Here is a 21,375-nt window from a genome sequence, read left to right on the forward strand (position 1 = left end):
GAAGCCCTCGCCCGTCCCGCCGCCGCCGCAGGCGCCGGTCGTCGACGTGCCGGAGCCGCGCCCGAACGACATCGTCACCCCGCCGTCGCCGCCCGCGCCGCCTGCCCCGCCGACCACCATCGAGGCAAGCGTCGACATCTCGTCGAAGGCCATGAATCCGCCGCGTTATCCGCCGGCCGCTTTCCGCGCGGGCATCCAGGGCGAAGTGATCCTGATCATTGATGTCGATGCCAACGGCAACGTCACCAATGTCACGGTGGAAAAGTCCAGCCGTAACCGCGACCTGGACCGTGCTGCGATGGAAGCTGCCCGCAAGTGGCGTTTCAACGCCGCTGAATCTGGCGGTAAGAAGGCTGCTGGCCGCGTCCGCGTCCCGGTCAACTTTGCACTGAACTGATGCGAGCGGGTGGCCGCCGGCCACCCCTCCTCCGGTTCGATTGTTTAGCTTAGCTACACCCTTTATCACCACACACAACAAAGGTAAGCGTCATGCTGCAGGAACTTTTCATCGCCGCTGCTGCCGGGGGCAATCCGTCCAACGCCCTGTCGCAGATGGGCTTCGAGCATCTGATCCACGAGATGACCACCCAGCCGGGTGACTTCGCTGTCTCCTGGGTGGTGCTGCTGACCCTGATCGTCATGTCGGCCATGTCCTGGTACTGGACCGTCATCAACATCTTCCGTTCGGTCCGCCTGAAGAGCGCTGCCGATCGCGTCGTCAGCCTGTTCTGGGACACCCCGAACGCGCAGGACGCCATCCGTGCGATGGAAGAACAGCCGGCTTCCGAGCCGTTCTCGAAGATCGCACTGGACGCTGCCCAGGCGGCTGCCCACCACCAGCGCGCTGAAGGCGGCGCCACCGGCGGTCTGGGTGAGAACCTGAGCCGTTCGGAGTTCGTCGACCGCGCCCTGCGTCAGGCCGTGACCCGCGAAAGCAACAAGCTGCAGTCGGGCATGACCCTGCTGGCCACCGTCGGTGCAACCGCTCCGTTCGTCGGTCTGCTGGGTACCGTGTGGGGCATCTACGGCGCGCTGATCAAGATCGGTGCCACCGGCTCCGCTTCGATCGACGCCGTTGCAGGCCCGGTGGGTGAAGCGCTGATCATGACCGCCATCGGTCTGTTCGTCGCAATCCCGGCCGTGTTCGCCTTCAACTTCTTCAGCAAGGTCAACAGCGCGACCATCAGCAAGTTCGATACCTTCGCGCACGACCTGCACGACTTCTTCGCCACCGGCTCGCGCGTCCGCTGATTGCGGCGCGTGACCCTGCGACGAACGACGTAGTCACCAAGATCTAGACGGAGCCCGTTATGGCTTTCAGTAGTGGTAACAGCGGCGGCCCCATGGCCGACATCAACGTGACGCCCCTCGTGGACGTGATGCTGGTGCTGCTGATCATCTTCATCATCACGGCGCCCCTGATGTCCCATAAGGTCAAGGTGGATCTGCCGGAGGCCAACCTGATCCAGAAGCCGGAAGACGCCGAAAAGCGTGCCGGTCCGATCACCCTGGCAGTCAAGGAAGACGGCTCGATCTATTGGAACGACGAAGAGATCAACAAGCAGACTCTCGAGTCGCGCTTGGCGACCGCCGCCCAGCAGACCCCGCAGCCGCCGCTGAACCTGCGTGGTGACCGCACCACCAAGATGCGCGTCATCAACGACCTGACCAAGGTCGCGCAGGAGCAGGGCATGCTGGACGTCGGCTTCGTCGCGACCAAAGAGAAGGGGCAATAAGCCATGGCATTCAGTAGTGGTGGTGGCAAGGGCCCCATGGCCGACATCAACGTCACGCCCCTTGTGGACGTGATGCTGGTTCTGCTGATCATCTTCATCGTGACCGCGCCGATCATGACGTATCCGATCGCCGTGGACCTGCCGCAGCGCGTGCTCAACCCACCGCCGCAGCTGGTCGAACCGCCGCCGCCGATCGAACTCAAGATCGACGCCAGCAACCAGGTCTCGTGGAACAACAGCCCGATCAATACCAGCGAGCTGCAGCAGCGGATGGAGCAGGAGGTCCAGCGTGACCCGACCAACCAGCCTGAGCTGCGCATCGATGCGAGCCCGGATTCCGAGTACGACGTGATGGCCAAGGTCCTGGCCGCCGCGAAGAATGCTCAGATGAAGAAGATCGGCTTCGTGCAGCAGTAATACGTACTACCGCAGCACAACAGTCATGACGCGACTGCAGACGCCCCTGGAGACAGGGGCGTCTTTTTTTGCGCAGGGTGATGCCGGCGGGGTCGGATCCCTTTCCGCAGGAAAGGGCTCTGACCCCATCACTACTGACCCCATCACCACACCCGCGCCCGCTATGATCGGCGCATGCTCGCCCTCTTCGATTCGCTGCGCCTCTGGCTCGATGGCATTGCCCACTTGGGAACGATCCTGGCGGTGGCCTATCTGCTTTACCTGCTGGCCCTGACCGGCTGGATCATGCTGCAGAAGCGCGAGCCGGTGGCCACGCTCAGCTGGATCCTGTCGCTGGCGTTGCTGCCCTACCTCGGCCTCTTCATCTACTACCTGCTGGGCCCGCAGAAGGTGAAGCGGCAGCGCCTGCGCCGTGGCCGCGCGCGCTCGGGCATGGAGCACTACAGCGATGTCTGCCCGCCCGATGCCGGCTGCACCGAGCTGGCAAAGGTCGCCCAGGCCACCACCGGCCTCGCGCCCAGCAGCGCCACCGAAGTCACCTGGCTGGTGGATGGCGCGACCACCTATGCCGCGCTCATCGAGGCCATCGGCCAGGCGCGCGACCACGTGCATCTGGAGTACTACATCTTCAACCCCGACCACGCCGGCACGGCCCTGCGCGACGCCCTGGTCGAACGCGCGCGTGCCGGCGTGCAGGTGCGCCTGCTGCTCGATGCGGTGGGCTCCTCGGCATTGCCGGCGCGCTTCCTGCGGCCGTTGCTGGATGCCGGTGGCGAAGCCGTGTGGTTCCACCCGCGGCAGCTGCTGAAACCCTTCAAGCGCCCGTGGTTGAACCTGCGCACGCACCGCAAGCTGGTGATCATCGATGGCCAGCTGGCCTTCACCGGCGGCATCAACATCACCGACGAAGAAGACGAGAGCCGCAACCCCAACGCCTACCGCGACCTGCACATGCGCCTCCGCGGCCACGTGGTGCGCAGCCTGCAACTGGTGTTCGCAGAGGACTGGCTGTACGCCAGCGGGCAGGAGCCGTCGCGCTTCGACATCGCCCGCCTGTGGCCGGCGGACATGCCGCTGCGCGGCGATGGCAGCATCGACGCCCAGGTGCTGGTGTCCGGCCCGGACTCCGGCTGGGAAACCATCCACCGCCTGCACGTGGCGGCCATCCAGGAAGCCAACGAGCGCGTCTGGCTGGTGACGCCCTACTTCGTGCCCGGCGAGGCCGCGCGCATGGCCCTGACCTCGGCGGCGCTGGGCGGCCTGGACGTGCGCCTGCTGGTGCCGAAGATGAGCGATTCCTGGTTCGTCACCCAGGCCGCGCGCTCCTACTTCGACGAGCTGCTGCATGCCGGGGTGAAGATCTACGAGTACGGCCCGCGCATGCTGCACACCAAGGCCTTCATTGCTGACGATGACGTCTGCATCGTCGGCAGCGCCAACTTCGACCACCGCAGCTTCCGGCTGAACTTCGAGCTGTCGATGATGATCAGCGACCGCGACCGCGTGGCGGAACTGGCCACGCTGCTGCAGGCCGAGTTCGACAGCGCCACCCGCGTGCACGACGAGGCCGGCCGTTCGCTGTGGCTCCACCGCCTGCCCGAAGCCTTCGCCCGCCTGGCCTCGCCGCTGCTCTGACGCAGCGCTACACTGCGGTCGATGCCCGGGGAGGACTGGATATGTACTGGCTGTATCTGCTGCTGTCGCTGGGCTGCTTCGCCTTCGCGCTGAAGACCCCGAACATGGGCCTGATGTCGCTGGCCCTGCTGGCCGCCCTCGGCTTCCTGCTGGCATGGGTGCGTGGCCGCTACGTGGCCCGCTTTGGCGACCTGCAGCGCGATCCATCCACCCTGGTCGATGCCGAGGAGCTGCGCCGCCTGCGTGAGCAGGCCCGCGCCCATGACGGCACGCCCCCACCCTCTTCCGCACCGTAGTTCCGTTCCATGACCCAGCTCAGCGTCAACGTCAACAAGATCGCCGTCCTGCGCAACTCGCGCGGCGGTGCCGAACCCGATGTCGTGCGTGCGGCCCAGGCCTGCCTGGACGCCGGCGCCCACGGCATCACCGTGCACCCGCGGCCGGACCGTCGCCACATCACCGCCGAGGATGTGCTGGCGCTGTCGACCCTGACCCGCGCCCGCGGCGTCGAGTTCAACATCGAAGGCAACCCGTTCGCGCCGCCGCGCGAGGGCTATCCGGGCCTGCTGCCGCTGTGCGCGCAGACCCGCCCGGCGCAGGCCACCCTGGTACCCGATGGCGATGGCCAGATCACCTCGGACCACGGCTTCGATTTCGAGCGCGATGGCGAGCGCCTGCGCCCGCTGGTGGCCGAACTGAAGGCGATGGGCTGCCGCGTCAGCCTGTTCGTGGATGCCGGCAACCCGCTGCTGGAACAGGCCGCCGCGGTCGGCGCCGACCGCATCGAGCTGTACACCGGCCCCTATGCCGAAGCGCATGCCGCCGGCGATGCCGGTGCGATGCTGGAGCTGTTCGCCACCGCCGCACGGCGTGCACAGGCGGCCGGGCTGGGCGTGAATGCCGGCCACGATCTTTCGCAGGACAACCTGCGCGACTTCCTGGCCGCCGTGCCGGACGTGCTGGAGGTGTCGATCGGCCACGCGCTGATCGGCGAGGCCCTGTACGACGGGCTCGATACCACCGTGCGGGGCTACCTCGCCCTGCTGTAACGGCTGACGCCGGGCGTTGCCCGGCAGCCACCGCTGCCCATCGCAGCTGCTGAGACGTCCGTGGCCCATGCTTCCGGCCTGCTGCGGCGATGGCGCCTGCGCGACCACGTGCAACCTGTGGATAACACTGGGGTCAACGTGACGTCGGATCCGCCACAACGCCTACAGCTACGTGAATCCTGGCCGCTTGCGCCGCCTGTGGTTAGCAATAATACTAACGTCTCTGAAACGGCCGGAGGGCGCCATGCAATCCCACCCTCGCAACGCCCAGGCCGCCATCAAGGGCCGGGGTTCCACGTCCCACCTCGCGGGGCGCTTCGAAAGCACGGTGAGCGAAGCGGTCGATGACGGCTGGGCCATCGACGAAAGCGAAGAATTCCTCGCCCCGCGCCTGCGTACCGAGGTGCGCGCCGAGACCGCGCGCAGCATCATCAGCCGCAACAACTCCCCGGACGTGGGTTTCAGCCAGTCGGTGAATCCCTACCGCGGCTGCGAGCACGGTTGCTCGTACTGCTTTGCACGGCCCTCGCACGCCTATCTGAACCTGTCGCCGGGCCTGGACTTCGAGACCAAGCTGTTCGCCAAGACCAACGCACCGCAGTTGCTGCGCAAGGAACTGTCAAAGCCCGGTTACGTGCCACAGCCGATTGCACTGGGCATCAACACCGATGCCTACCAGCCGATCGAGCGCAAGCTGAAACTCACCCGCCAGCTGATCGAAGTGATGCTGGAGACCAGGCATCCGTTCTCGCTGATCACCAAGAATGCGCTGGTGGAGCGCGATATCGACCTGCTGGCACCGCTGGCGGCAGAGAACCTGGTCAGCGTGCACTTCTCGGTGACCTCGCTGGACCCGCACCTGTCGGCGAAGCTGGAACCGCGCGCGTCGGCACCGCACGCGCGGCTGCGCGCGATGAAGCGCCTGCACGACGCCGGCATTCCGGTGGGTGTGATGGTCGCGCCGGTGATTCCGTGGATCAACGACAGCGAGCTGGAAGCGGTGCTGGAAGCCGCGCATGACGCCGGTGCCGGCACTGCGGGTTACGTGCTGCTGCGCCTGCCACTGGAGGTAGCGCCGCTGTTCCGCGATTGGTTGGACACCCACCATCCTGATCGCGCCGCGCACGTGATGAGCACCATCCAGCAGCTGCGTGGCGGCAAGGACTACGACAGCCAGTTCGGTACGCGCATGCGTGGCCAGGGTGTCTATGCGGATCTGTTGAACGACCGCTTCAAGCTGGCGCGAAAGCGGCTGGGCTTCAACGCGCAGAACAGCCATTGGCCGAAGCTGGATTGCAGCCGGTTCCAGAAGCCGCTGCCGCCACGGAAGGAATCACCGCAGGGGTCGTTGTTCTGATGTCGGTGCAGTCGAGCATGGCTCGACTCTACAAGCGGTGCTACCCGCCAAACAGCTTCTGCGCACTCTGGAACAGGATCCAGCTGGTGGCGATGAACTTGTCGCCGCCCTGCGGCCGGTTGCCGCGATGGGTGTGGGTGAACGCGGTCGGTGCGATCAGCAGGCTGCCGGTGCGCGGTGCGATCTTGCGGCCCTGGAACAGGAACTCGGTCTCGCCCTCTTCGAAGTCGTCGTTGAGGTAAAGCGTCCACAACACGTGCCGGTGCAGTGTTTCCGCCTGCGCATCCTTCGGGTACAGCTCGCAGTGCCAGTACGGGTAACCGCCCTCGCCCGCCGCATACCACTGCAGGTTGATGGCCCCGGGGCGCAGGCAGGTGCGGGCCAGCTCGGCCAGCTGTTCCGGCGCCATGTCGGGGAAATCCTCGGCTGACAGTCGGCGCGGCTGGCCGTTGCTGTCCTGGATCTGCAACATCAACGGTGCGATCAGTGCCTGTGGATAACGACGTAGATAAGTCTGCAGCCCGGCGAAAACCGCTTGTTGCAGCGCGTTGTCCACGTCGCGCCACGCATCCAGGCCGCTGATGCGCAGATCCTTGCTGTGCTTGAGTTCGGGGAACACACCACTGCCTACCGCACCGGGTTTCAGGCCCTGGCTGCTGCGCATGCGGGCGACGATGGTGGCGCACACGTCACTGGGGACGGCGTTGTGGATGACTTCGATGAAATCGACCGGGCCCGGCTCGTGCATGCATGCAATCCTTCGGCGGCAAGGGCTTGATGGTGCCGTTTGCCGCCGCTGCTGTCACCCCGCGGTCATGTCATCGTACTGCCATGACCGCTGTAGGGATGGCCGCCTTCAAGCGGTCTTCGCGTCATGCTCCTGGTGATAACGCACCGCTTCGGCCACTTCCTCGCGCGAGCCGAGGAACACCGGCACGCGCTGGTGCAGGTGGTTGGGCTGCATGTCGAGGATGCGTTCACGACCGGTGGATGCGGCGCCGCCGGCCTGTTCAACCAGCAGGCCCATCGGGTTGGCTTCGTACATCAGGCGCAGCTTGCCGGCCTTGTCCGGTTCCTTCTTGTCCCACGGGTAGATGAAGATGCCGCCGCGGGTGAGGATGCGATGCACGTCAGCGACCATGCTGGCGATCCAGCGCATGTTGAAGTTCTTGCCGCGCGCGCCTTCCTTGCCGGCCAGCAGGTCCTGCACGTAGCCCTGCATCGGTGCTTCCCAGTGGCGCTGGTTGGACATGTTGATGGCGAATTCCTGGGTGGCCGCCGGAATCTGCATGTTCTCGGTGGTCAGCACGAACTCGCCGGTCTCGCGGTCCAGGGTGAAGGCGTGGGTGCCGTGGCCGACGCTGAGCACCAGCTGGGTGCTGGGCCCGTAGATGCAGTAGCCGGCGGCAATCTGCTTGGTGCCCGGCTGCAGGAAGGCCTCATCGCCCGGCAGTTCGACGTTGGTCGGGCAGCGCAGCACCGAGAAGATGGTGCCGACGGAGACGTTGACGTCGATGTTGGAGCTGCCATCGAGGGGATCGAACAGCAGCAGGAAATCGCCGCGCGGGTAGATGTCCGGCACCGGCTGGCTGTGGTCCATCTCTTCCGATGCGCAGGCGGCGAGGTGGCCGCCCCAGGCGTTGGCTTCCAGCAGGATCTCGTTGCTGATGACGTCCAGCTTCTTCTGCGCTTCGCCCTGCACGTTGCCGGTGCCGGCTTCGCCGAGTACGCCGCCGAGGGCGCCCTTGCTGACGGCGATGGAGATGCTGGTACAGGCGCGGGCGACCACGGCGATCAGCTGGCGCAGGTCAGCGTTGATGCGGCCGGCGTGCTGTTGCTGGATCAGGAAGCGGGTCAACGAAGTACGGGACATGAGCGGGCAGGTCTCGGCAGCGGGAAAACGCCTATTGTCGCTGCTGTGCGCGGCGTGTGCGTGATTGGTTTGAGGCGAAATCGATTACAGGGGTGTTGCGGTGTGCGGCGCCTTCCTCCATGGAGGCGCAGGGCGAGGCACACCGTGGCCATGACACGCCGTAAACCCATCCATGGGGGCTCGGTCGGCGCATCCATGCGCCTCACGGTCCTGGCCACGGTGTGCCCCGCCCTGCGCTTCAGGGTTCGCCGCGAGCGCGGAGGGTGTGGCAAAGGCAGGAGCAGGAGCAAAAACAAAGGCGCCTTTCGGCGCCTTTGTTTTCAAGCATGTGCTGGGTTGCTTCAGCCCTTGGCGACGGTGGCCACGGCCTTGGCGACGTATTCCAGGTTGTTCTGGTTCAGCGCGGCCACGCAGATGCGGCCGGTGCCGACGGCGTAGATGCCGAACTCGTCGCGCAGGCGTTCGACCTGCTCACGGCTCAGGCCGGAGTAGGAGAACATGCCGGCCTGTTCGTTGATGAAGGCGAACTGCGGGGCACCGGCGGCGGCGAGCTTTTCGACCAGGCCCTGGCGCAGGGCGTGGATGCGCTCGCGCATCTCGGTCAGTTCCTGCTCCCACATCGCGCGCAGGTCCGGGTTGGTCAGTACGCCGGCCACCAGCGCGGCACCGTGGGTGGACGGGCTGGAGTAGATCGTGCGGATCACGCGCTTGACCTGCGACTGCACGGCCTTCGCATCGGCAGCGGTCGGGGCGACCATCGACAGCGCACCCACGCGTTCGCCATACAGCGAGAACGACTTGGAGTACGAGTTGGCGACGATGAAGCTGTCGATGCCGGCTTCGGCGATGATGCGCACGGCGGCGCCATCCTGCTCGATGCCCTTGTCGAAGCCCTGGTAGGCCATGTCGATGAAGGGGAACAGCTGCTTGTCCTTCAGGACTTCGGCCACCTGCTTCCACTGGCTGACGGTGAGGTCGGCGCCGGTGGGGTTGTGGCAGCAGGCGTGCAGCAGCACCACGGTGCCGGCCTGCAGCTTCTGCAGATCGGCCAGCATGCCGTCGAAATCCACGCCATGGGTGGCGGCGTCGAAGTAGGTGTACTCGACCACGTCGAAACCAGCGGCACCGAACACGGCGCGGTGGTTTTCCCAGCTCGGGTTGCTGATGGCGATGGTGGCGTGCGGCAGCAGCTTCTTCAGCACGTCGGCGCCGACGCGCAGCGCACCGCTGCCACCGACGGTCTGTGCGGTGGTGACGCGGCCGGCGGCCAGCAGCGGCGAGTCCTTCCCGAACACCAGTTCACGGGTCGCCTGCGTGTAGGCAGGCAGGCCGTCGATCGGCAGGTAGCCACGCGGTTTGGCTTCGGTGGCGAGCTGCTGCTCGATCTGCTTGACGGCGCGAAGCAGCGGAATGCGGCCGCTCTCGTCGTAGTAGATGCCCACACCCAGGTTGACCTTGGTCGGGCGGCTGTCGGCGTTGTACGCCTCGGTCAGGCCCAGGATCGGGTCGCCCGGGACCAGTTCCACGTTTGCAAAGAAGGACACGGCAGTACTCGTTCTATTTGAGGGGGAGAAGAAGCGCGGGTCGTGAAGCAGCGGCCGTCGGCCACAGCCATGCCATCGTAACAAAGCGTGCCACCCGCGCGGCGGCCATCGTCACGCCGCAGCCCGTACCATGGCGTGTTGTTTCCCCGCCGTGCGTGTAGCTGAACGATGAACGATTCCCTGGCGCCCCGCCGCCTGCCTCTGCTGATTGCCCTGCTGCCGTTGCCGGTGCTGGCCCAGAACGCCGCCGACCCTGCCCCGCAGCAGCTGCCGACCGTGGAGGTGCAGGCCGCGCGCGTGCAGGGCATCGATCCGTTCGCGCTGCCGGCCAGCCAGGACACGGTGTGGGTGGGCGACGACCGCAGCGGGCCCGGGATGCAGGTGTCCGAAGCGCTGGCCGGGGTGCCTGGGGTGCTGGCCCGCGACCGCCAGAACTATGCGCAGGACACCCAGCTGTCGATCCGCGGCTTCGGCGCGCGCTCCACCTTCGGCGTGCGCGGCGTGCGGGTGCTGATCGATGGCGTGCCGGCCACCATGCCCGATGGCCAGGGCCAGCTGTCGCACGCCAGCCTGCTTGGTGCCGAGCGCATCGAAGTGCTGCGCGGCCCGTTCTCCGCCCTGTACGGCAACTCCTCCGGCGGCGTGCTGCAGGTGTGGAGCGCGCAGGGCCAGGCCGGCGATCCGTGGCGGCTGCGGGTGAACGCCGGTGCCGACAACACCGTCAGCGTTGGCGCGCAGCTGCGCGGTGCCGGTCCGGTGATCGACTACAACATCGCCGCCAACCACTTCCACACCGATGGCTGGCGCGACCACAGCGAGGCGCGGCGTGAGTCGCTCAACGCACGGCTGGGCGCTGAAGTCGGCGGCGGCCGCCTGGAGCTGCTGCTCAACGCGCTGGATGCCCCCGATGCGCAGGACCCGCTGGGCCTTACCCGCGCCCAGGTCGCGGCCAACCCGCGCCAGGCCACGGCCGTGGCCGAGCAGTACAACACCCGCAAATCGGTGCGGCAGCAGCAGGCCGGCCTGCGCTGGACCCGCGAAAGCGGCGCCCAGCGCTGGCAGCTGATGGGCTACGCCGGGCAGCGCGCGGTGACCCAGTTCCTGCCGATTCCGCCCACCGCGCAGGCCAACCCGCTGCACGCCGGCGGCGTGATCGACCTGGACGGCGGCTATGGCGGCATGGACGCGCGCTGGGGCTGGAAGGGCGACTTGGCCGGGCGCCCGCTGGACGTGGTGGCGGGCATCAGTGCCGACCGCCAGCGCCAGCACCGCACCGGCTACGAGAACTTCGTCGGCAGCACCCTGGGCGTGCGCGGCCGCCTGCGCCGCGACCAGATCGACACCGTGCAGAACGTCGACCAGTTCGCCCAGGCGTGGTGGCAGTGGAGCCCGCGCTGGTCGCTGCTGGCCGGCGTGCGCCACAGTGCCGTGCGCTTTGAGTCGGACGACCGCTACATCACCGGCAGCAACCCCGACGACAGCGGCCGCCGCCGCTACCAGGCGACCACGCCGGTGGCCGGGGTCAGCTTCGAGGCGACCCCGCAGTGGCGCCTGCACGCGGCGGTCGGACGCGGCTTCGAGACCCCCACCTTCAACGAGCTGGGCTACCGTAGCGACGGCCAGGCCGGCCTGGCGCTGGACCTGTCGGCCGCGCGCAGCCGCAACATCGAGGTCGGCAGCAAGTGGCATGCGCAGAACGGAACCCGGCTCGATGTCAGCGTGTTCCGCGCCGTTACCGACGATGAGCTGGCCGTTGCCAGCAACACCAATGGCCGCAGCACCTACCGCAACATCGGCCGTACCCGCCGCCAGGGCGTGGAACTGCAGTACCAGCGGCCGCTGGCCGAGCACTGGGAACTGCAGCTGGCCTGGACCTGGCTGCAGGCGCAGGTGCGTTCGCCGTACCTGACCTGCGGTGGCAGTGGTTGCCGCGTGCCGGACACCGTCGTGGCCACAGGCAGCCGCCTGCCTGGCGTGCCGCGGCAGCAGGCCTTCGCCCGCCTGCAGTGGTCGCCCAGCGACTGGCAGTGGGCGCTGGAAGCCAATGCCAGCAGCGACACAGTGGTGAACGACCTGGCCACCGAGCGCGCGCCCGGCTACACCGTGCTGAACCTGGAAGCCGGCCGCCGCTGGACCCTGCCCGGCGGCGACCTGCGTGCCTTCGCGCGGCTCGACAACCTGCTGGACCAGGCCTACATCGGCTCGGTGATCGTCAACGATGGCAACGGCCGCTTCTACGAGCCGGGCCCGGACCGGCGCGCCAGCGTGGGCCTGCAGTGGTCGTGGCGCTGATGCGCGCGGTCGGCAGCGCCAGCGGCCTCAATCCGGTGCCTTGGCCGGTACGAAGGGTGAGGTCGGGTCACTGGCCGGAAACGTCTCTTCCAGGGCCTGGTCCTGGTTGTCACTGGCATGCTGTTTGCGCTCGCGGCGCTTGAGCGGGCTTTCCTGACCGCCGCGGTTCCGGTCGCCGCAGTCCTTCCGGTCCAGTGCTGCCTGTTCAGTCTCGCGCTTCACCGGCAGATGCGGGCCATCCTGCTGCGCGGTCTGCGGGTTGCCCGGGTCCGCATGCGCCTCATGGCTTCCGGCATCGACGAAGGGGGCACCGGTGCCGCGGAAATCTGCCTCATCATTGTCGTGCTTGGCGCGCTGCTCGCCAGCCACGGGCGCTGTCGTCTCGCGCAGCGGGTCGCGGGAGGTATCTCGGTTCATGGCGGTCATTTCTCGCTGGGCGGGGACTCCACTTAACCGTTCTGGAGGTAAAGCCACTGCGAACCCGGCGTCATGAACATCTCTGTCACCAGTGCATAACAGCGTGGGGCGTATCCCTCCCAGCCCAGACACTGACGCAGGACCTCGCCGTGGCCCGCCTGGAACGACCCGCACCGTCCGTCTTCAACGCGCTGCTGGACCCGTTGTCAGCGCGCAGCCCGAAACGCGGAACCCGCCGCCACCCGGATCCGCAGGCGGTGGCGCAGGACTACCTGCAATACATGCTGACTGATTACGAAGGGCGCCGCGGCCACGGCCATCGGAACTGGCGCGACCTGTGCCCGGTCTACGCCTTCGCACTGACCACCCATGCGGCCGACTGGCCACGTGGAGGTGATGTGGATACCTGCGAGGAGCTGGCCGCGCACTGGGATCAGATGCGAGGGCAGTCACGCCTGGATTGGGAGCAGGCGTGGCCCGTGGTGGAGGACGCCTGGCGCGCCCTGGACCACATCCCAGTCACCGCCGTGAGGCCTCTGCTGCAGTAGTACCGGCCATCCTCCCTCCACACTCCGGACACGGTCGTTTCACGGCAGGCCACCGAAGCTGGGTACCCATGCTGACTGCCCAGGTACGCCCATGGCCCGCCCGATCTGGACCGGTACCCTTTCCTTCGGCCTGCTGAACGTGCCGGTGTCGCTGATGTCCGGCGAACGCAAGGTCGACCTGCAGTTCCGCATGCTCGATTCGCGCGATCGCAAGCCGATCCGCTTCGAACGGGTCAACGCCGATACTGGCGAGGAAGTGCCGTGGAAGGACATCGTCAAGGCCTTCGAATACGACAAGGGCAGCTACGTCGTGCTGGAAGAAGGCGACATCCGCTCGGCCGCGCCGGAGAGCCATGAAACGGTGGAGGTGGAGTCGTTCGTCGACGCCGCGCAGATCGATCCCCGCTACTTCGAAAAACCTTACCTGCTGGTGCCGGGCAAAAAGGCCGAGAAAGGCTATGTGCTTCTGCGCGAGACGCTGCGCAGCACAGGCAAAGTGGGTATCGCCCGGGTCGTTGTGCGCACGCGCGAGTATCTCTGTGCAGTGATGCCCAATGAAGACGCGCTGGTGTTGATGATCCTGCGCTACCCGCAGGAACTGGTCGATCCGGCGGACTACAAGCTGCCCACCGGCAGTCTTTCCGATTACAGGATCACCAGCAAGGAAACCGCGATGGCCGAACAGTTGATCGAATCGATGGCCGGTGACTGGGATCCCACGCAATACCACGATGAATTCCGCGAGCGCCTGCAGCAGGTGTTGAACAAGCGCATCAAGACCAAGGGCGGCACCACCCAGGTGGAAGAGGAGCCGGTGGCGCACGAGGATGCCAGCACCAACGTGGTGGACTTCATGGCGCTGCTGCAGAAGAGCCTGGATGCCAACAAGCGTACGCCGGCGAAGAAGACCGCGACGCGCAAGGCACCGGCGAAGAAGGCTGCGAAGAAAGCCACGAAGAAGACCGCCGGCAAGGCCGCCAAGGCGACGAAGAAGGCCGCACCGCGCCGCAAGGCAGGCTGAGCCATGTCGCTGCACCAGTACCGCCGCAAGCGCCGTCTTGGCGGTGGCAGCGGGCAGACGCCGGAGCCGGATGATGGCCCGGCAGCAGGCAATCCGAAGCGGCGCCCGCAGTTCGTCATCCAGCTGCACCACGCCAGCTCGCGGCACTACGATTTCCGCCTGGAAATGGACGGTGTGCTGAAGAGCTGGGCGGTGCCGAAGGGGCCGTCGTTGCGGGTGGGCGAGAAGCGCCTGGCGGTGGAAGTGGAGGACCATCCGCTGTCCTATGCCGGCTTTGAAGGGGATATTCCCGAAGGCCATTACGGCGCAGGCCACGTGCAGGTGTTCGACCACGGCAGCTGGGGCTGCGAAGGCGACCCGCTGCAGGCGCTGGTCGATGGCAAGCTCGATTTCGTGCTGCACGGGCAGCGCTTGAGTGGCGGCTGGAAGCTGGTGCGCACGGCCATGAAGGGGCGGCAGGTGCAATGGCTGCTGATCAAGCGTGACGATGCCGACGCGCGTGATGCCGAGGCCGATGATCTTGTGGAGAATCCCATGCCCGCATCCAAGGCTGCTACAAAGCAGGTGAAAAAGGCCGCAAAGAAGTCAGCGCGCGCCGGGACCCGCAAGGCAGACGCACGCTGGCATGCGCGCGCGCTGAAGCTCGCCGGTGCACGCGACCATCCGTATCCGCGCGGCTTCAAGCCGCAGCTGACTGATCACCGGGACACCGCACCCGATGGCGAACGCTGGCTGCATGAGATCAAGTGGGACGGCTACCGCCTGCTGGCCGACCTGCACGACGGTGAGCTGAAACTGCGCTCACGCAATGGCCTGGACTGGACCGATGACTTCCCCGAAGTCGCCCAGGCCGTGCGCGCACTGCCGGTGCGTGATGCGCGCCTGGATGGCGAGCTGGTCGTGCTCGACAAGCAGGGCCGTAGTGATTTCGCGGCCCTGCAGCGTGTCATCGATGGCAGCTCGAAACAGCCGCTGCGCTACATCGTGTTCGATCTGCCCGGCGTGGCCGGCGTGGACATCAGCCGCGCGCCGTTGCTGGAACGCAAGGCCCTGCTCAAGGACCTGATCGGACCGGAGCCGGGCACGCTGGCCTACAGCGAACACGTGCTCGACCATGGCCCTGCGGTGTTCGCCGCCAGCGGCGAGGCCGGCTTCGAAGGCATCGTCAGCAAGCAGATCGATGCGCCCTATGTGAACGCCCGCGCGCGCAGCTGGGTGAAGGTGAAGCACGAGGACACCGACGAATTCGTCATCGTCGGCCACACCGCGCCCAAGGGCAGCCGGGTCGGCTTCGGTTCGCTGCTGCTGGCCACGGCCGATGCCGGCGGCCTGCGCTATGTCGGTCGGGTCGGCACCGGCTTCGACGATGCGGCGTTGAAGGCGCTGAGCAGCGCGCTGGTGCCGCTGGCGGTGAAGAAAGCGGTGCTGGAGCTGCCGGCGCATGTTCCCTTCTGCGCGGCCAGCGTGCGCTGGGTAAAACCGGTGGTGGTGGCCGAAGTGGCCTTCCGTGGCTGGGGCAAGGAAGGGCTGCTGCGCCAGGCCAGCTTCAAGCGCCTGCGCAGCGACAAGCAGACGCAGGACCTGGGCGTGACGCAGGCGACGGGCGGCGACGATGCAGCGGTGGCCATCAGCCATCCGCAACGGTTGGTGTACCCGCAGCGCAAGCTCAGCAAGGGCGACGTGGCCGACTACTACCGGCAGATGGCGCGCTGGATCCTGCCGGAGATCGCCGGCCGCCCGCTGTCACTGCTGCGCTGCCCGGATGGCGTCGGCAAGGCCTGTTTCTTCCAGAAGCATCATGGCCCCGGTCTGGGCGACGCCGTGCATGCGGTGCCGCTGAAACAGAAGAGCGGCCGCGAGGACTACGTCTACATCGATGATGCGCGCGGCCTGCTGCAGCTGGTGCAGATGAACACCCTGGAGCTTCACACGTGGGGTGCGACGGTCGAGGATCCCGAGCATCCGGATCGCGTGGTGTTCGATCTGGACCCCGGCGACGGCGTGAGCTGGGCGCAGGTGAAAGCGGGTGCGCGCGACGTGCGCGACCGCCTGCTGCAGGTCGGCCTGCAGAGCTTTGTGCGGCTGTCCGGCGGCAAGGGCGTGCACGTGGTGGTGCCGCTGCAGCCGACGGCTGGCTGGGAACAGGTCAAGGCGTTCTGCGAAGCCTTCGCCCAGGCGATGGCGCTGGAGCAGCCCGACCGCTACGTGGCGACGATGAGCAAGGCCAAGCGCGAGGGCGTGATCTTCATCGACTGGCTGCGCAATACGCGCGGTGCCACCAGCGTCTGTTCGTGGTCGCTGCGTGCGCGGGAGAGCGCGGGCGTGGCGGTGCCGCTGCGCTGGGAGGAACTGGCGAGAGTGAGCGCCGCCGATGCGTTCCCGATGGACAAGGCGCTGGCCCGCGCGAAGCGCCTGAAGGAAGACCCGTGGCGCGGGATGGAAGAGTTGAAGCAGGTGTTGCCGACTACCGATCTGTAGAGCCGAGCCCACGCTCGGCTTCCGCGTCCACGATCAGGAGCAGCCGAGCATGGGCTCGGCTCTACAGGGAAGGCGACGCGCGAAGACGCCGCCTCCTGCGCCGCTCAGAAGTCCGCGCGGATGCCGAAGGTGACGCGGCGGCCGGAGAACTCGTACTGGGTCGGGAACGCCTTGTCGATCGTGTAACCACTGGTCTTCTCGTCCAGCAGGTTGATCGCTTCCAGGTTCAGCTTCCAGGTGTCATTGAGGCGGAAGCCGATCGAGGCATCCAGCTGGCCATAGGCATCGCGGTAGACCGGATACATGTTCAGGTGGATGTACTCGACGTACTTGTCCTTGTAGTTGTACGAGGCGCGCGCGCTGAAGCGGTCGTTCTCGTAATACAGGGTGAAGTTGTACGCTTTCTCGGCCAGGCCTTCCGGTGGGGTCGGGATGTCCAGGTCCGACGCGCCGGTCAGCGAGTTGTCCAGCTGGGTGTAATTGGCGTTGATGCCCCAGCCTTCCAGTGCCGGGTGCAGCATCGACAGCGGCAGCTGCGCGACGAGCTCGACGCCGGTGACCCTGTAGGAACCGTCGGCGTTGACCGGCTGGTAGACCTCGAAGTCGTAGTAGCCGTCCAGCGACCCGTTGGCGTTGAGCTTCTCGACGTCCGGCACAATGCCGGTCAGCGACTGCCGCACCACGCCGTCGATCTTCTTGGAGAAGTACGACGCGGCCAGCAGGCCACCGTTCTGCAGATACTTCTCCAGGCCCACTTCCCACTGCTTGGCGGTGGTCGGCTTCAGCGCCGGGTTGCCGTCCATGAAGCGGAAGCTGCTCCAGCTGACGGTGCGGCGGTAGGCGATGTCGGTCAGCGACGGACGCATCAGCGTTTCCGAGGCGGCACCGCGCAGCACCAGGCCGTCAGCGATCTCGGCGGTCATGTTGAAGCTGGGCAGGATCTTGCTGTAGTCGCCGCTGCTGGAAATCGGCGTCGGCGTGTAGCCGCTGCTGCCATCGGCGTTCTGCACCGGGTGGAAGCCGGCCGAGTCGACGTCGGTGTCGATCGAGCGCACGCCCAGGTTGGCGTAGACCGGCACGGTGCCGATGTCGAAGTAGAAGTCGGCCATGGCATACAGCGCCAGGGTCTTCTCCTTCACCTCGTAGTACTGGCCCGGATCGATCGGGGTTTCATAGCCCGGGTAGCGGAACGTGGTGCGCGCATAGGCGTTGGACACCTGCTGCCAGTCGAGGTCGCTCGGGCGATACGCACCACCCGGTGCCAGCTGGCTGATCCACACCGGGTTGCTGTCGGCCAGCGTGCGCGTGTTGACCCACGCGGCGCTGCCGGCGGTCGGGCCCTGGATCTTGCCGCTGCCGAACTCGCGTTCCTTGGTCTTGTCGGTGTAGCGCGCGCCGAACTGCACGCCGCTCAGTGCCGGGAAGAAGGCCAGGTTCATCTGCCGGCGCAGGTCGAGCTGCGCGGCGTACTTGTCATCCTTCACCTTCTCCAGCTCGGTTTCGTACGCTTCGAACAGGTACTTGTCCGCGGCGTTGTACATGTCGAAACCGCCGGTGGTGCTCGGCACGGTCGCGCCGCCGTTGCTGGTCCAGCGTGTGCGCGACGGCGCGTAGGCCACGTGCTTGAGGTTGGCGTAGTCCGAGTCCTTGCGCGCGCCGGAGTAGCCGACCAGCGCGTCGATGTCCCAGCCCCCCACCTTCCAGTCCAGCTTGCTGCTGAACTGACGGTAGTCGGTGTTGCCGTTGCGTTCCTTGCTGAGGATCTCGTGCTGGGTGGCGGTGTAGGACACGTCCTTCAGCACGGTGATGCCGTAGGCCGACAGCGTGTCACGGTCGTAGTCGTGGATGGTGTCCAGCGTGCTGCGACTGGACGCCGAGTACGCCGCGGCATCGTACTCGTCCTCGTGCGTGTCATAGCCGCCGAGCATCGCATCGAAGCTGAGCGAGAACGTGTCGCTGGGCTTGAACTGCAGCGACGCGGTGGCGCCCCACTGGTCCTGCTCGTTGAGGTAGACGCGGTCGCCGACCTTGTCCTGGAAGATGATGCGGCTGGTCTCGTCCTTGTCCGTGCGGTTCTGCACGACGATGCCAGCATCGCGCGCCAGCACGGCGGCGGCCTGCGAACCGCGCGTGCCCGACGCTTCCAGGAAGCGGCCCATGGGACGGAAGTTGATGCCCGAGTTGGAGTCGGTGCGGTTGGTACGCTTGGCCTTGGAGAACGACACCAGGCCGCCCCAGTCGCCCCAGGTGTCACTGGCGAGGAAGGAGATCTTTGGGTCGATCTTGCCGTTGATCGAGTTGTGCGAGGCTTCGGCCGAAGCACTGAACTTGGCCTCGGGGAAGTCGAACGGCTTGGCCGTTTCGATGTAGACCGAACCGGCGATGCCACCTTCCTCGTCGGCGGCGGTCGGCGACTTCTGCACGGTGACCGTCTGCACCACGTCGGCGGCGAAGATGTCGAACTGCACGTCGCGCCCGCCACTACCCGAGGCAGTGGCCAGGTTGTTGATCGAGACCAGGGTGAACTCGCTGGGCAGGCCGCGCACGCTGACCTTGCTGCCCAGTCCCTTGGTGCGCTCGATGGTCACGCCCGGCATGCGCTGCAGCGCTTCGGCCAGGTTCTGTTCAGGGAAATCGGCCACGTCGGTGGCGACGATCGAATCGGAGAAACCGATGTTGGCGCGCTTGAGGTCGACCGCGCGTTCCAGGCTCTTGGCATAGCTGCCGGAGACGGTGACGGTGTCCAGCTGCTGCAGCTGTTCGCGGGTATCGCCATCGGCGGCTTCTTCAGCCATTGCATCGATGGGCAGTACGGCGAGGCCGCCGATCAGCACCGCATGCACGGCACGGGACAAAAGCTTCGCATGGGGGGCCGCAGCGGCGGCCTCCCGGTTCTGGTAACGCATCGGATGATTTCCCGGTTCCCTGTGGTGACTTACGCCGCGCCTGCCCGTGTTCCGTGGGTGCAGGCCCCTGCGCCGCGTTGCCGACGTTCGGCGGGCACCGAGCCTAGAGGGGAATTGTTAAGCCTGTGTTGCGCTGCGGGACGGACGACGCCCGAACCGCCAGCCACCGAGCAGCTGCACCGGCAGCGACACCAGCAGGGCGATGGCGAACCAGCGCGGGAAATCGCCGCCCATCACCCACAGGCCGTAGCCGCTGCCGAGTACCAGCAGGGTCCAGATCGAGGTGCCATGCGCACGCGGCCAGCACGGTGCGTAGTAGGTGGCGAAGGCGATGCCGGCAATGCCGCCGAGCACGGTGAAGGCCAGGTCCCAGCCCAGTTGCGCTTCGCTGCCGGGGTGCAGGCCGAACAGCGACGGCAGCCAGCCGCCGGCACTGCTGACCAGAGCCAGCGCGAGCAGCGCACCGACCAGGGCGACGACGGACAGGAAAACGGTCTTGAGCATCTCGGGCATGCCGTCATTGTACGGCGTGTGCGACGTTGCAGCCGAGCTATGGGCTCGGCGCTACAGGGCCTCAGGCCTTGCCCGCGGCCTGCAGCGCGGCGAACTCCTCGTCGCTGAACAGCCGCGAGCGGACCAGGAAGCGCACGCCCTCGCCGTTCTCCAGCGAGAACATGCCGCCGCGCCCGGGCACCACGTCGATGATCAGCTGGGTGTGTTTCCAGTATTCGAACTGCGAGGGGCTGATATGGAACGGCGCGCCGCCGATCTCGCCCAGGCAGACGTCGCGGTCGCCGACGATGAAGTCACCCTGTGCAAAGCACATCGGCGAGGAGCCATCGCAGCAGCCGCCGGACTGGTGGAACAGCAACGGACCATGGCGCGCGCGCAGCGTGTCGATCAGCTGCAGCGCCGCGAGGGTGGCGATCACCTGGTGCGGAAGTTCGTTCACTGGAGCCTCGTCAGGGTACCGTTGCACGGCCGCCGCGCCCGTGGGAGAGGGGGACGGGCGCGGCAGCCATGCGCGGGATGATCAGGCCGCGAAGTCCAGCACCACGCGACCCTCGATGGTACCGGCGTGCATGCGCGCGAACACCTCGTTGATGTTTTCCAGGCGGTCGGTGCTGACCGTCGCCGCGACCTTGCCTTCGGCGGCGAACTGCAGCGATTCCTGCAGGTCCAGGCGGGTGCCGACGATCGAGCCGCGCACGGTCACGCCGTTGAGCACCATGCCGAAGATGTCCAGCGGGAAATTGCCGGGTGGCAGGCCGTTCAACGAGACCGTGCCGCCACGTCGGACCATGCCCAGGGCCTGTTCGAACGCCTTGGGCGAGACCGCGGTGACCAGTGCGCCGTGCGCGCCGCCGATCTCCTTCTTCAGGAAGGCGGCCGGGTCGGTGGTGCGTGCGTTGACGGTGACCTGCGCGCCCAGCCGTCGGGCCAGGGCCAGCTTGCCGTCGTCGACATCGATGGCGGCCACGTTCAGGCCCATGGCGCGTGCGTACTGCACCGCCATGTGGCCGAGGCCGCCGATACCGGAAATCGCCACCCAGTCACCAGGCTTGGTATCGGTGACCTTCAGGCCCTTGTAGACGGTCACGCCGGCGCACAGCACCGGTGCGATCTCCACGAAGCCCACTTCCTTCGGAAGCAGGCCGACATAGTTGGCATCGGCCAGTGCGTACTCGGCGAAGCCGCCGTTGACCGAGTAGCCGGTGTTGCGCTGCGTTTCGCACAGCGTTTCCCAGCCACCCAGGCAGTGTTCGCAATGGCCACACGCCGAGTACAACCAGGGGATGCCGACCCTGTCGCCTTCCTTGACGTGCCCTACCCCGCCTCCCACGGCCACGACGTGCCCCACGCCCTCGTGGCCGGGGATGAATGGCGGGTTCGGTTTCACCGGCCAGTCGCCCTCGGCGGCGTGCAGGTCGGTGTGGCAGACGCCACAGGCCTCGATTCTGACCAGTACCTCGCCCGCCCCCGGGCGCGGTACCACGACTTCCTCGATGACCAGCGGCTTGCCGAACTCACGGACGACGGCAGCCTTCATGGTTCTATTCATGCGGGTTTCTCCGTAGTGCGCTTGCAGACAGGATGGCGCC

Annotated in this window: 20 protein-coding genes; 12 read left to right on the top strand and 8 right to left on the bottom strand. The window is 66.8% G+C overall.

All coding sequences use genetic code 11. The features are described 5' to 3' along the window. The 8 genes from DCO49_RS08375 to DCO49_RS08410 form a co-directional block, all read left to right on the top strand. Window positions 1–397, top strand: a 397-nt coding sequence (locus DCO49_RS08375; RefSeq protein WP_133249415.1) for an energy transducer TonB, incomplete at its 5' end; no start/stop codon positions are given. Window positions 398–489: 92 nt separating this feature from the next. Further along, the gene (exbB, locus tag DCO49_RS08380) at window positions 490–1,251 is read left to right on the top strand and encodes a TonB-system energizer ExbB (protein WP_079224460.1); all 762 of its coding nucleotides are present in this window, start codon (window positions 490–492) and stop codon (window positions 1,249–1,251) included. A gap of 59 nt (window positions 1,252–1,310) precedes the next feature. Next, window positions 1,311–1,736, top strand: coding sequence for a biopolymer transporter ExbD (locus DCO49_RS08385; RefSeq protein WP_040006786.1), 426 nt, complete (start codon window positions 1,311–1,313; stop codon window positions 1,734–1,736). Window positions 1,737–1,739: 3 nt separating this feature from the next. Further along, window positions 1,740–2,153 carry a biopolymer transporter ExbD gene (locus DCO49_RS08390; RefSeq protein ID WP_005411740.1) on the top strand — a complete coding sequence of 138 codons (414 nt, stop codon included), beginning with the start codon at window positions 1,740–1,742 and terminating at the stop codon, window positions 2,151–2,153. Window positions 2,154–2,327: 174 nt separating this feature from the next. Further along, the gene (gene cls, locus DCO49_RS08395; RefSeq protein ID WP_116863649.1) at window positions 2,328–3,788 is read left to right on the top strand and encodes a cardiolipin synthase; all 1,461 of its coding nucleotides are present in this window, start codon (window positions 2,328–2,330) and stop codon (window positions 3,786–3,788) included. 41 nt (window positions 3,789–3,829) lie between these two features. After that, window positions 3,830–4,084, top strand: coding sequence for a hypothetical protein (locus DCO49_RS08400; protein ID WP_116863650.1), 255 nt, complete (start codon window positions 3,830–3,832; stop codon window positions 4,082–4,084). Between the two features lie 9 nt (window positions 4,085–4,093). Further along, a complete protein-coding gene (locus DCO49_RS08405; protein ID WP_116863651.1) occupies window positions 4,094–4,837 on the top strand; it encodes a pyridoxine 5'-phosphate synthase in 744 nt (247 codons plus the stop codon). A 244-nt stretch (window positions 4,838–5,081) separates the two neighbouring features. After that, a complete protein-coding gene (locus DCO49_RS08410) occupies window positions 5,082–6,194 on the top strand; it encodes a PA0069 family radical SAM protein (RefSeq protein ID WP_116863652.1) in 1,113 nt (370 codons plus the stop codon). A 40-nt stretch (window positions 6,195–6,234) separates the two neighbouring features. On the opposite strand, the gene DCO49_RS08415 is transcribed toward DCO49_RS08410, so the two are convergent. The 3 genes from DCO49_RS08415 to DCO49_RS08425 all read right to left on the bottom strand — a co-directional run bounded on the left by DCO49_RS08415 (window position 6,235) and on the right by DCO49_RS08425 (window position 9,611). Continuing rightward, window positions 6,235–6,942: a 2OG-Fe(II) oxygenase gene (locus tag DCO49_RS08415; protein WP_116863653.1), complete on the bottom strand. Its 708-nt coding sequence runs from the start codon at window positions 6,940–6,942 to the stop codon at window positions 6,235–6,237. Window positions 6,943–7,050: 108 nt separating this feature from the next. Further along, window positions 7,051–8,067, bottom strand: a complete 1,017-nt coding sequence (locus DCO49_RS08420) for a class 1 fructose-bisphosphatase (RefSeq protein ID WP_116863654.1) — start codon at window positions 8,065–8,067, stop codon at window positions 7,051–7,053. Between the two features lie 341 nt (window positions 8,068–8,408). Continuing rightward, window positions 8,409–9,611 carry an amino acid aminotransferase gene (locus DCO49_RS08425; protein WP_116863655.1) on the bottom strand — a complete coding sequence of 401 codons (1,203 nt, stop codon included), beginning with the start codon at window positions 9,609–9,611 and terminating at the stop codon, window positions 8,409–8,411. Between the two features lie 168 nt (window positions 9,612–9,779). Between DCO49_RS08425 and DCO49_RS08430 the strand changes: the two genes are divergently transcribed. Beyond that, window positions 9,780–11,903 carry a TonB-dependent receptor gene (locus DCO49_RS08430; RefSeq protein ID WP_116863656.1) on the top strand — a complete coding sequence of 708 codons (2,124 nt, stop codon included), beginning with the start codon at window positions 9,780–9,782 and terminating at the stop codon, window positions 11,901–11,903. Window positions 11,904–11,930: 27 nt separating this feature from the next. On the opposite strand, the gene DCO49_RS08435 is transcribed toward DCO49_RS08430, so the two are convergent. Beyond that, entirely contained in the window at window positions 11,931–12,329 is a 399-nt protein-coding gene (locus tag DCO49_RS08435; protein WP_243402694.1) for a hypothetical protein, read from the bottom strand. 140 nt (window positions 12,330–12,469) lie between these two features. On the opposite strand from DCO49_RS08435, the gene DCO49_RS08440 reads away from it, so the two are divergent. The 3 genes from DCO49_RS08440 to ligD all read left to right on the top strand — a co-directional run bounded on the left by DCO49_RS08440 (window position 12,470) and on the right by ligD (window position 16,367). Then, window positions 12,470–12,868: a hypothetical protein gene (locus DCO49_RS08440; protein WP_116863657.1), complete on the top strand. Its 399-nt coding sequence runs from the start codon at window positions 12,470–12,472 to the stop codon at window positions 12,866–12,868. Window positions 12,869–12,959: 91 nt separating this feature from the next. Next, window positions 12,960–13,889 carry a Ku protein gene (locus DCO49_RS08445; RefSeq protein WP_116863658.1) on the top strand — a complete coding sequence of 310 codons (930 nt, stop codon included), beginning with the start codon at window positions 12,960–12,962 and terminating at the stop codon, window positions 13,887–13,889. 3 nt (window positions 13,890–13,892) lie between these two features. Then, entirely contained in the window at window positions 13,893–16,367 is a 2,475-nt protein-coding gene (ligD, locus tag DCO49_RS08450; RefSeq protein ID WP_116863659.1) for a DNA ligase D, read from the top strand. Between the two features lie 104 nt (window positions 16,368–16,471). On the opposite strand, the gene DCO49_RS08455 is transcribed toward ligD, so the two are convergent. The 4 genes from DCO49_RS08455 to adhP all read right to left on the bottom strand — a co-directional run bounded on the left by DCO49_RS08455 (window position 16,472) and on the right by adhP (window position 21,335). After that, on the bottom strand, window positions 16,472–19,273 hold the full coding sequence (locus tag DCO49_RS08455) for a TonB-dependent receptor (RefSeq protein WP_116863660.1): 2,802 nt from the start codon (window positions 19,271–19,273) through the stop codon (window positions 16,472–16,474). Between the two features lie 117 nt (window positions 19,274–19,390). Then, a complete protein-coding gene (locus DCO49_RS08460; RefSeq protein WP_116863661.1) occupies window positions 19,391–19,786 on the bottom strand; it encodes a hypothetical protein in 396 nt (131 codons plus the stop codon). 61 nt (window positions 19,787–19,847) lie between these two features. After that, on the bottom strand, window positions 19,848–20,225 hold the full coding sequence (locus tag DCO49_RS08465; protein ID WP_116863662.1) for a DUF779 domain-containing protein: 378 nt from the start codon (window positions 20,223–20,225) through the stop codon (window positions 19,848–19,850). Between the two features lie 81 nt (window positions 20,226–20,306). Beyond that, window positions 20,307–21,335 (bottom strand): alcohol dehydrogenase AdhP, encoded by a 1,029-nt coding sequence (gene adhP, locus DCO49_RS08470; protein ID WP_116863663.1) that lies wholly within the window; start codon window positions 21,333–21,335, stop codon window positions 20,307–20,309. Between the last annotated feature and the right edge of the window lie 40 nt (window positions 21,336–21,375).

Origin of the sequence: Stenotrophomonas sp. SPM (assembly GCF_003105135.1) — a bacterium.
In the GTDB taxonomy this organism is placed as follows: Bacteria; Pseudomonadota; Gammaproteobacteria; order Xanthomonadales; family Xanthomonadaceae; genus Stenotrophomonas.